Annotated in this window: 8 protein-coding genes; all 8 read right to left on the bottom strand. The window is 49.5% G+C overall.

Annotated elements, in window-relative coordinates:
• Window positions 1-11: 11 nt before the first annotated feature.
• Complete coding sequence (gene betI, locus CEW91_RS09790) at window positions 12-614, bottom strand: transcriptional regulator BetI (RefSeq protein WP_088768781.1); 603 nt, start codon at window positions 612-614, stop codon at window positions 12-14.
• 6 nt (window positions 615-620) lie between these two features.
• Window positions 621-1,682, bottom strand: a complete 1,062-nt coding sequence (locus tag CEW91_RS09795; RefSeq protein ID WP_088768782.1) for an alkaline phosphatase D family protein — start codon at window positions 1,680-1,682, stop codon at window positions 621-623.
• Window positions 1,683-1,740: 58 nt separating this feature from the next.
• Complete coding sequence (locus CEW91_RS09800) at window positions 1,741-4,101, bottom strand: TonB-dependent receptor domain-containing protein (protein ID WP_088768783.1); 2,361 nt, start codon at window positions 4,099-4,101, stop codon at window positions 1,741-1,743.
• A gap of 183 nt (window positions 4,102-4,284) precedes the next feature.
• Window positions 4,285-5,043 (bottom strand): 3'(2'),5'-bisphosphate nucleotidase CysQ, encoded by a 759-nt coding sequence (gene cysQ, locus CEW91_RS09805; RefSeq protein WP_198400866.1) that lies wholly within the window; start codon window positions 5,041-5,043, stop codon window positions 4,285-4,287.
• Window positions 5,043-6,515 carry a glucose-6-phosphate isomerase gene (gene pgi / locus CEW91_RS09810; protein ID WP_088768784.1) on the bottom strand — a complete coding sequence of 491 codons (1,473 nt, stop codon included), beginning with the start codon at window positions 6,513-6,515 and terminating at the stop codon, window positions 5,043-5,045. Before pgi ends, cysQ begins: the two co-directional genes overlap by 1 nt.
• Before the next feature lie 56 nt (window positions 6,516-6,571).
• Entirely contained in the window at window positions 6,572-8,473 is a 1,902-nt protein-coding gene (locus CEW91_RS09815) for a nucleoside-diphosphate sugar epimerase/dehydratase (protein WP_088768785.1), read from the bottom strand.
• Window positions 8,474-8,524: 51 nt separating this feature from the next.
• Window positions 8,525-11,392 (bottom strand): YjbH domain-containing protein, encoded by a 2,868-nt coding sequence (locus CEW91_RS09820; RefSeq protein ID WP_232506956.1) that lies wholly within the window; start codon window positions 11,390-11,392, stop codon window positions 8,525-8,527.
• 8 nt (window positions 11,393-11,400) lie between these two features.
• A complete protein-coding gene (locus tag CEW91_RS09825) occupies window positions 11,401-12,084 on the bottom strand; it encodes a YjbF family lipoprotein (protein ID WP_088768786.1) in 684 nt (227 codons plus the stop codon).
• Window positions 12,085-12,089: the final 5 nt, after the last annotated feature.

The raw sequence follows: 12,089 nt of genomic DNA on the forward strand, positions 1-12,089 counted from the left end.
CTTAAAACAAGTTACGGGTTACTGCCCCCGGAGTCGGCATCCACTCCATGCAGGCGTAACGTATCCAAAATAAAGTTCTTACAGTAATCTTTCGCGACATCAAAGCCGCGGTCAGCGCGCAAACTCAGCGCGCTTCGCAGCCAAAACCCATCAATCAGCGCCGCGGTCATCTGGGCGGCGTCGTGCGCTGCTTCACGCGGCAGTAACTGACGATAGCTGTAACGCAGGTTGGTCAATAAGCGTCGCTTATTCACTTCCTGCAAGCGCGACAAATCGGCGTCATGCATCGACTCGCCCCAAAAACTCAGCCAGGTCTTGGTGCTGGGTAGCGACTGCTGAATGTCGGCAAAGTTTAAGTCGACAATTTTCATCAGCCGCTCAATTGGGTCAGCCGGCGACTGCTCTAACTTAAGTCGTGACAGTAAGTAACGAACGGTGGCTTCTATCAGCGCCTGTTTCCCACCAAAATAATGACTGATAATGCCGGACGACAGCCCGGCTTTTTTAGCTATTAAACTAATGGTCGCTGACTTCAGACCCACCTCGGCAACCACTTCAATAGTCGCGTCAATCAACTGTTGCCGGCGCACCGGTTGCATGCCAATTTTGGGCATCGCCTTTTACTCCTTGTATGGCTCCAATGTCGATAAACGAAAGCGGTGCTCATTCACTACTTCGCCATCAACATTCTTCAGACTGAGCGATACTAAGGGATCATCTAAACTCCAATCAATGTTTATACTGCCGTAATTAACATTTGCCGTGTATTGTCCAATACGATGCTTGTTCGGACTGACCTGTTTCCATTCCTGTGTCAGACCAGAGCTGGTCACTTCCCACAGCGGATAATCCAGGTTTTCATCGTAATAGCTGACTTCGCCCCAGTGGGTATCCCCACTGACTAAGATCACGCCATTCACTTGGTGTTTTTTGATTAAGTCGAACAACCGCTGGCGGTCGCCCGGAAAGTTCGCCCAAGCCTCCCAACCGGTAAAGTCGGCTAATAACTGCAAGCTGGAGGCAATAATTTTGACGCGAGCCGGTTTTTGTAGCTCTTCTTCCAGCCACTGCCATTGTTTCTCGCCCAGCATCGACTTCGACATATCGTCGTGGGCAATATACGGACCGAGGTTGTTTGGCGCACGCTCATTGGCGTACTCTTCGCGCGACACGTGTTTCATGTCATCACGGTTCCAGCGCAAATCGGGCATTATGACGTGAATACGCTGCTCGCCTTCGCCATACATTTTCGAGGTGTAAATACCATCAGGGCGTGTGCGACGAGGTGAGTCTTCCTCCGCGCCCCAGAAGTCCAGCATAATCTGGCGTGAAGCTTCTTTTTTTGGGTAGTCTTTGCCCGCATCGTTCGCGCCAAAGTCGTGGTCATCCCAAATCGCCATCACGTTCGTGTTATTCACTAACGTCTGAAAACGTTCTTTCGAACCCAGCTTTTCGTATTTATTGCGCAGCACCGTCATATCTTCAGTGTCGCCATAAATATTGTCGCCCAGGAACAAAAACGCATCCGGTTTATCGGCAATAACGCTGTCCAGAATCGGCATGTCATGATCCTGGTGCGAGCAGGAGCCAAAGGCAATATGCGACACACTTTGCTGTGCATTCGCCGCCGTGGACACGACAGCGCCCGATAACAGTCCAAGAAAAATCAGTGTTTTCTTCATTGGTTCACCTATGAAGTGATCAGGGGCTGACAACCAGCCCCTGCGCTTAACGCGTTTTTTAGAATGTGAACTTAGCGTTCAAGGCAGCCACACGCGGTGCGCCAATCCAGGCCGCGCCCGGTGCAATCGTACCTAAGTAACGCTCGTCAAACACATTGTTGATGGTAAAGCGTAGCTCCATCGAGTCGATAGCGTTACCGACGTTATAGACCGCGGTTCCCAGATAGAAGTCGCTCGTTGTATAAGAGTCAACCACCTGAGTATTGGTCTGGTCCATGTAACGCTCACCCACATATTTGGTGCTGAAGCCGGCGAAATAGCCGTCGCTCTTGTAGTCAAAGCTAATGGCAGCCATGTCTTCGGCACTGCCAATAACGGTGTTACCCGCCGCGGCTTTGTCGACGTAAGTAGAGTCGTTCTTAGTGTACGACACGTAAACGCCCCAGTTGTCGTTTAACTGATAATCAAGCGACGCTTCAATACCGTTCGACTCAACACCACCGTCGTTCACATAACCACCGGCAGCCGCTTCTAAGAAGTCGATGCCATCAACATCTTCGTTGCTGATAAAGGTAATGCGGTTATCAAAGGTAATGTCGTAGTACGTTAAGCTGGCGTTCAGACCCGGCGACGAATAACGCAGACCTAAGTCAATGTTGTCCGCACGCTCCGGTTCAACCACACTCAAGTCTGTGTCATCACGCTCTAATACCGCGTCTTTGATTGCCGCAAAGTTTTCTGCGTAGCCACCGAACACTTCCAGACCTCGAACGCCCGGCACCGGTGCAACAAAACCGGCTGAGAACAGTACGTCAGAGCTCGAGTCGACGTCTAAGTTGTTGTCGCTGTTAAACAAGTCATTTTTCGCAACGTCGACATCGAACTTCTTGGCGCCCACACGGAATTTCGCGAAGCCTGCGTCCAGTTCGTTCTCAACGTACGCCATTAACGTATCTACCGGGAATTCGCGGTTGTACTGAATCCAGTAAGGGTTGTTTTCCCAACGTGCACTGGTTGCTGAGTCAATCAGCTTGTGCCAGCTACGGTATTCTTCACGCTCGTAATCTTCATACCAGAAGCCACCGCGTAAAGTGTTTGGCATGTCCGCAATGGTGGTGTCCCAAATGAAATCACCATTCACGCCGTAACGATCTTTGTTGTAGTTGGTGTGACGGTGCGACGATACTGGAATAGCGCCTGAGCCATAGCAGTCCGGGTCTAATGCAGCGCCTGCGCCGCCATAAGGGTAAGTAATTGAGCTTTCACAACCGGCTTGCGGCTGTAAAGACTGACCATCACGGTTCACAAAGTAAATTTGCCCCAGTGAAGAGCCGCCCTCTGCCGTAGTGCTTGGGTCTAACTCTGAGTGCGGGTTGCCAGCACCATCGTCAGTCACGTCAACAACATAGTAAGGGATCCAGTCGCCGCGACCTTCGTTATGGTGGTAATACACATTACCCTTTACCGTTACGTTGCTGATCATGGTTTGTGCTTTTAGGTAACCAAATAAGTTTTCACGGTGCGTTACCCAGCCTTTACGCCATGCCTGATCCTGGTATGGAACGCCGGTCCAGTTTGGTACCAAACCGTCCCACTGTTTGTTTTGTTCAAACTGGCTCACGCCGTACACACGCTGATACGTGTATTCGCGGGCATCGTCATAGGTCACGTAGCCTTCCAGATCAACGTCACCTAAGCGGCTGATTAATTTACCCGCAAAGTGGTCACGCTTGTTGGTTGCCACTTCGTCCATCCAGTCGGTGTTTTCTTGCGTTGAGAAGCTTACCCAACCGTACGTGTCGCGCGCCAACTCACCGGTTTCATAGCGAGCGTAAATTTTTTGTGCGTTGTTTTCGCCTAAGGTCGCGCTGACGACCGCTTTTTCTTCAAAGCCCGGGTCAATGGTACGGAAGTCCAAGGTGCCGCCCAACGCTTCGTGTGAGCGCGAGCTAATGTCTGAGGTACCCTGAGAGACATCAACACCCTGCAGATTTTCGGTGTCGATAAAGCGGTTTGCTTTGGTACCGCCGCCGTAGTTTGAGTTACCGTTAGAAATGCCATCAACGGTCATGCCAATTTGCTGTTGGCTCAGGTCAATTGAGAAGCCACGCATCGAGATGCTGGTTGACCATTCATCAGAGCCGAACGGGTCACCTTCGTTAATCAATACACCCGGTAGGTTATCGACAACCGCCAATGCACTGGTCATTGAGGTTTGCTGCAGCTTCATTTCTTCCGCCGTGGCGTTATTCGCGTAAGAAACGCTGCGCCCAGTCACCTGGATTTGCTCTATGTCTTGTGCTTTTTTCTTATCGTCGTTTGCCGTTTGTTCTTCCTGCTGAGCAAGCGTAGGAGCGCTTAACACAGAAAAAACGGAGAGTGCCAGTAAACTGGGCTTCATTGGTACAGATAACTTCATTTCATTAAGTCCTATTGTAGTTTTAGAGACGTATCTAAGACTAGTGAGTGAATGTTACAGTCGCGTTTATTTTAATTGACCGTTCAATTAAAATCAAATGACAGAAAAAAGACAGCAGAAATAACCATAAAAAAAGCCGCACCTAACCCTCTTTAGATGCGGCTTTTCACGGAATTCAGTCAGTTACATATAGTTTTGCGGCTGGGCAATAAAATGTGGGTTCAAATAATCTTCTTTTTGGTTATAAAGCAACGGGTCACCGTTGATGGTCGTTATGTTACCCCCCGCAGCACTTAACACCGCATGGGCGGCGGCGGTGTCCCATTCACAGGTTGGGCCTAAACGCGGGTAAATGTCCGCTTCGCCTTCGGCAACCAGGCATATTTTCAACGAGCTGCCCATCGGCACCATTTCGTACGGTTTGCCTAAGGCATCCAGCCAGTCAGTCGTGTCCTGTGAAGGATGCGAGCGTGAGCCGACCACACGCAGAGTAGCCGGGGCATTCACCGTTACTGTTATCGGCTTGTCATTCAAAAACGCGCCCATATCACGCTCGCCAGTGTACATCGCGTCCAGTACCGGCGCGTAAACAACTCCCATAATGGGCACGCCTTTTTCAATTAAGGCAATGTTTACCGTGAACTCGCCATTGCGCTTAATAAACTCTTTGGTGCCATCGAGCGGATCCACCAACCAATAACGACACCAGTGTTTGCGCTGCTCCCAGCTAATATCTGAAGACTCTTCCGAAATGATCGGATACTGAGTCTCCAATGCGCGTAAGCCTTCACAAATAACCTTGTGAGCCGCTAAATCCGCTTTTGTCAGCGGGCTGTCGTCGCTCTTTTGCTGCACGCTGAAGTCATCATTCTTGTACACGTCCATAATGGCCGCGCCCGCGTTTCGGGCTATTTTTTTTACATCTTCAAGCAATCCAGTCATTACATCGTCATCCGTTTTATTACCGCATCGGTACTCTCATCGAAGGACTCATCACTTTCGCCGTCGAGTACTCGAAGTACATCTTTTGCTATCTTTTTGCCTTTCTCAACACCCGGCTGGTCAAAACTGTTTAAGCCCCAAATGACGCCTTGAGTAAACACCTTGTGCTCGTAAGCAGCAATGAGTGCACCAAAACTTTCCGGGGTTAGCTCATCCATTATCAGCAGGTTAGAAGGGTGCCCACCCGGGTAATGGTCGCGCGGTGACTCGTTATTAGGGCTGCCCTCCCACATCAAACGTCTGTGCGCTAAACAGTTAGAAACCGCCAACCGTTGTTGCTCTGCTAAGCCTTCCTGAACGGCCGGCTCAAAACCCGGCGCTTCCCGCTTTAACACAGCCACAAAATCAGCGGCAAACTGGTCGTAGCCTTGATGCAAGTGCTGGAAAAAAGCGTGCTGACCATTCGGCCCAAAACCGCCCCAAATAATCGGGCCGGTGGGGTAATCAATCGCTTTATTGTCAGCCGTTGCCTGTTTGCCGTTACTTTCCATGTCCAGCTGCTGCAGGTAGTTCGGCAACATACGCAGGCGCCCGTCGTACGGCAAAATAGCCAGGTTATTAATGCCCAACTCTTCACGGTTATACACGCCATACAATGCCAGTAGCATAGGAATGTTGTCCTCCACCGGCGCCGTAAAAAAGTGTTCGTCCATGGCTTTGGCGCCTTCCAACATACGCTCAAATGGTCGTACGCCCGTTGTCAACGCAATGCTTAGGCCAATAGCCGACCACAACGAAAAGCGTCCACCAACCCCTTCGCCAAAAGTGAATTGCTGCGACGGCGGAATGCCATAGTCGGTCATCGCTTGGGCATTCGCTGACACGCCTATCACGTGCTTATCCAACCACTGCTCCTGACTTAACGCAGGCTCTATCCAACGTCGCACGGTATCGACATTGGCAAAGGTGTCGATAGTGCCAAACGACTTAGAGGAAATAATAAATAACGTGGTTTCCGGGTCGACAATAGGCAGAACAGCGTATAACTGACCACCGTCCATTGATGACACAAAGTGCACCTGTAAATTATGCAAAACCGCATCATCGGCGAACTCTCTTAAAGCAAACGCCCCCATTTGCGGCCCTAGGTCAGAGCCCCCCACGCCAATATTCACCACATCGGTAATGGACTTGCCGGTAGCACCTAACCAACGGCCAGAGCGCAACGTTTGCACTACCTCAACAAAGCGGGTTTTGCGGTTGGTTTGTTTCGCCACCGCATGAACAGAGCGGTTCAGCACATGGGTAACCGGGCGCCCTTCGCTCACGTTTTTGTACTCACCACGACTCAGCTGCTCGCGGGCGTCATAAAAGGATTCAGGCAAACGTTTGCTTGCCTGCTCTGCTAACTCATTCACTGACCGCTTCTGGTAGGTTGTATCCAGAGCTAAATAAGGTCCGTTTTTTATCATTTATACGTCCGTTTTTTTATTTCCTTGTAGCCTGACGTTATTACGTCAGATGCGCCTCAAGCTACGTCGCTTTTATCTTCGCACGTGCGGTGTTTGTTCCAAATCACGTCACAAATACGGTCATCCGTCGGCTTGTAACCCGTTGGGGCATTTAGCAGCACTTCACGCAGTTCATCTATGGCAAAACGCTGACACGTGTCGTCCAGCTTATCCAACAATTTCTCCATGTCATTCCATGACAGCGACTGTTCATTGGCTCGCAAAATGCGGGCATGATCACTGGCTTCAACGTTATCCCCAATCAATAACTCTTCATAAAGCTTCTCGCCCGGACGCAGACCACTAAATTCAATCGCAATATCGCCGTGCGGATTTTTCTCTGTCTTTTCTTCAAGCCCGGACAAGCGAATCATCTTTCGCGCCAAGTCGACAATTTTTACCGACTCGCCCATGTCTAACACAAACACCGACCCTGAGTGTCCCATGGTGCCCGCCTGTATCACTAATTGCGCGGCTTCAGGTATGGTCATAAAGAAGCGGGTAATATCTGGGTGCGTCACCGTGACGGGTCCACCACGTTCAATTTGCTCTTTAAACAGCGGTACGACAGAACCCGATGAGCCTAAAACGTTACCAAAACGTACCATGCAAAAACGCGTTTCCGACTGACGTAGCGCTAATGCTTGCAACACTAGCTCCGACAAGCGTTTCGTCGTTCCCATCACATTGGTCGGGCGCACTGCTTTGTCGGTAGAAATTAATACAAACTGCTTAACACCCGCCGAAATCGCCGCTTCTGCCGTATGCCAAGTGCCAAATACGTTATTACGCACGCCTTCGACCATGTTGTATTCAACCAAAGGCACGTGCTTATAGGCGGCGGCATGATACACCGTGTCGACATCGAAGCTTTTCAGTACCGTTTCGATACGGTTACGTCGCTGTACCGTGCCAATCACCGGTATGACTTCTGCGCCAATGCCTTGCTGCTCACATATATCAATCAGTTCTCTTTCAATGCTATATAAAGCAAATTCTGACAGCTCATAAAGCACTAAGACTTTAGGTCGCTGCAGCAATATCTGACGACACAGCTCCGAGCCAATAGAGCCTCCGGCGCCCGTCACCAATACCGTTAAACCGGTAATGTGTTTTTCCATTAGGCGGGCATCCGGCGTCACCGGGTCGCGTCCTAAAAGGTCTTCGACTCGAATGTCCTGTAGCTGATCAATGGACATTTCATTATTCACCATGTCCGCCATGCCCGGCACGGTCTGAACTTTGACCGGGAGGCATTCCAAAGCTTCCAGAATTTCTCGGCGACGAGAGCGAGGTGTGCTGGGAAGGGCCAGTAAAATACGCTGAATATCTGCGTCAAATACCGCTTTTTCAATATGCTTCGGGTTGATAACGCTCATACCAAGCACCGACGTATCTTGCAGACCGGAATCATCGTCAGCGAACATGACAGGGTGAAATTCACCACCGTTATTTAAAGCTTGCGCCAGCTGGCGCCCGGCAGACCCAGCCCCATATATCAGCACCCGGTCTTTCTTGCGACTCATAGCGCGCTGATAACCTTCACGAACAATCAAACGGCTGCCGCCGGTTAACAGGAATGCCAGCAACACATAATTCACCACCGCTGACACCGGCAACGCAATACCCATAACCAGCGCGCCAATCACTAAAAACGCACCGCTGAATATCACAGTAACAAACACTAAGCTTAGAACTTTAAAGCCAACATAACGTACAACCGCACGGTACAAACCAAAACGAATAAACGCCAATAAGGTTGCGCACAAAACAATGCCGCCAAGAATCATCCACTGCGACCATTCCAACGGCATAATGGCATCAAAGCTGAGTAAATAAGCGGTTACCATTGCCACCGTAATGGAGACAATATCCACAAAAAGCCCGATACCGCGCTTTGCGTTTCTTGGTAACTGCATCAACAACTTCAATGGATTCACGGCTATTATCCTTTTTATCGTTTCCGTGTACTAGCGGTTATAAAACGGCGCTCTGTCGTCCGTATATTCATACAAACGAGCTCGGCGTTGCAACTGTTGACCGCCATTACGTGACAACGGCACCCAGGTAAAACCAACGCGTTCACGGGTTGGGCGCACGCTCATTAAGTCAAAAGGTATGCTAATAAAGAAGCCTTTGGTAAAGCTTCCTTCACCATACTCTTCTGAGGACACATCCGTAAAGGCTGCATAAGCGCCAGCAACCACACCACTGTCAAAGCGTTTTTGCATGGTCACTTGTACGCCCTTGTCTTTCGCCAAAAACTGACCAAAATCTAACTGCAATAACGAATCGGACAGCCATGGCATTTGATAATACACACTGGCAAAACCGGTGGTCACTTCGTAATCTAAGAAACCAGCACCGCCTTCGAAGTCACGTTTGCGAACTCGATTCACGTTCAGACCAAAGGCCCAACGACTGTCCACCTGTTTATACAGTATTTCCGCCCCTAAACCACCGTACATGCGTTCTAAGTAGCCCGCGTAGGCCATGGCAAACCAGTCCTGTCCTAAACGTTTGTGGTAAGTCACCTGCGCTGAGTCTAACCAAATATCGTTTTGTACGTATTTACGAATATCTGTGCGCACCGGCGGCAAGGCATCCTGCCCGCCACCTAAGAACAAGAAGTCGTCATAGTTAGTCGCTATGTTAAAGCCTACTTCACCAAACAACTCGATATTCTCGTTTAACCAACGGCGACCAAAAGCATATACACCCAGCTGATAGGTATAAAAGGTTTCCGGGTTGCCAAAACTCTGATCCAGGAAAGGTTTCAAGCCATAACGGTTGGTGAATTTGTTTTTAGGATTCAGCATCCAGCTGTCGTCGCCGCGCTCAGGCATATCCGGTGACTCCAGACGAACAAACAAGTCGTCTACGTCATCCACGGCTTTACCGGGATCACGGTTTAAAACGCGATCTTTAAACTGTTCTGCGTCAACTTTGGTGTTCACGTTCGGGTCAAATAAGGCCATATCGACCATATTATAGGTTTTCACGCTGTCGGGTAATTCTGCCGCCATAACTCGCGCCGCCCTATCATACGCCTCTTTGCTATCTCGATAACGGGAATGATATGCGTACATCGTCACTTCATCATCTTCCGCCACAAAGCGCGCTCCACTAAACGCCATTTGTTCACGCATGGTACGGTTCATACCTGCCCAGTCTACGTCGCCCAGCGACGCTTTGCGCTTCTCTTCAGTCGGTACAACCTTGTCTGGTGTCACCTTTATCTGATTCAAGGTACTGAAGTTAGTACGTAGGCTAAAGTTGAACATAAACGTGTTGCCACGCTCATAACTCAGCTGTACATCGAAGTAATCGGATACCTGATAATTGGCGCCGAAGTTCCAGCGGCTGTCTTGCTTTATTGGTACACCCGCGCGTTCAGTTGAGTAGTCATTACCGTCGTACTCAACCTTAACACTCAAAGGCTCCCAAGGGGTTTGGTACTCGAGGCCACCAAACACGGCCATAGGCCCGGTAAACCATCGGTCAAACTCAATTTTACCGCCATTACCTCCGAAGCTACTTTCGCGCTGGCAATATTCGTCGGACAATTCGCAAAATGGGTTGGTTAAGTCATCATGCGTGCCCAAACGACCAAAGCCCAAACCTAAGCTGACATCTACCGGACCAAAGCGCTTATTCGCAACCACATACTCCGCATCAAACAACCCGGTACCAGCAAAGTCACGAAAACCCACGCTCACTTCCGGCAGCCAATAACTTTCTTCCCATAAGCGGGCTTTTATGTCGAAGCCTTTATCGGCAAGAATATTGTCACCGCTAAATCCTGGGAATTGACTATACAGTTTATTGGGAAACTCGGTATAAAACGCCGTGGTTTCTAACCAAGGCAACAACTGTAAGTTAACCGTATAACGACGGTATTCCTCCATATCCGTATAGCTCAGCGCAAAAGCGCCTTCGTCCATCATACGAGCGGTCGGGTTCTGTAATAAGCCCACCGAACCATAATCGTTATAACTGGGGGACAAATCGCGGCGCGACCAATGCCATTCTGAGGTAGGTGCTGCATTCACCGGATACACAGGCGCGTTGGTTGCCGAACGAACCGATGTATCTGCCACAAAATGCTTCAACAAACCCCGAATGTCGTCACTTAACGACTTGTATTTTGGCGGCAACTGATTCGGTTCAAACCCTAACCAAAGAATATTGCCCGGCATCAGCTCGGTTTCACTTTGTTTGTAGTAAGCCCAGCTAGCTTGTTGTTCATCATCAACGGACACGACCGTCGCCACGTCTTTGTTATGGCCAGCCAGTAACTCAGACTGCTCTTTAATACTATTTAACCAGTTTGCGACTGTCTTTCCTGTATGGAATTCATACTGACCAGGTTTATTGACTAATCCATACACATAAATATGCTCTGGGCGTTCAGGTAAAACCAGCGAGTAACTTCCTTCTGGTAACAGTGGGTTGTCAGCTAAGTTTTGACGTGCTTGCTCAATGCTTAGCTGACCCCAGTATTGTTGCCCAAACTGCCAGCCCTTAATTTGCCCTTGCAGCATCAGCGCGGCATCAGCCTTGTCCGTTTCACGACGGCCACGCCAATAGGCTTCCAGTTCAGCCAACTGCAACAGTATATTTTGTTTCTCGCGTTCTAATTCGTCAGCCTCATCGGTTTTAACCAAGCGCACAGCGGGCCAGTATACGTCCGCCAATAGACCTTGCTTCTCAATGGCATTCAATGCCTGCTTGAGTCGAACCGGTCCTTCAAATTGCACCTGTTTGGTTTCTGCGTTTGCAACGCCTGACTCAGCCAGTACGGCCATAGCGAATAAAGCAATAAAAATACGTTTCATAACATCACTCATTGGGCTGACTCTGAGTTGTTGGTGCGACCAATCCAGGTGACCTGTGTAAGGTTTAATGTCGGTTTACTGGGAATAATTCGTTGCTCGCTTTTTATGACATGACCGTCCTGTTCCACCCAGAATCGATTCACAAAGCGCTCGCCGGTTAATAGGAACTCTCCCGTCTCTTCAACCAAAGTCGCTGTTGCCTGACCATAAGGCATATCCAGCTGCTCACGCTGTTTCACCGAAAAAGCCGACTTCACGTATCGACTAACACGGGTGCCGTCGTCTAACTGAAAATCATAAGCGCGCTGCCAAGTGTTATTGCAACGCTGAGGTGTTGTTACAATGCAGCGCAGTGGATCATTCGTTAAATTGGAAATACTCAGCAGATTATCATCAAGACCTTGCGTGCGTGTCACTCGCCCATGCTCCCAAATAAGGGTCTCTTTTTCTGCGCTAATAAAGTGGTATTTTTTCGGTGCATCAACAAAGCCTAACACAATCAAATTTCTGGCTTTTCCCTGCCACTGAGCATACAAGGAGGTGTAAGGAAAGTTATCTATTTCCTCGGCGCTTAGCTCAGCGTTCTCCGAGTCCTTAAATGCATACTCAACCGTTTCCCGAACCTCGTCCGTAACCGATGTGCAGCCCGCTAAAATAAGAAAAAAACCGGCAAAGAGTCCGTTCCGAATCATAAAAA

This window comes from Idiomarina piscisalsi (assembly GCF_002211765.1).
Lineage (GTDB): Bacteria > Pseudomonadota > Gammaproteobacteria > Enterobacterales > Alteromonadaceae > Idiomarina > Idiomarina piscisalsi_A.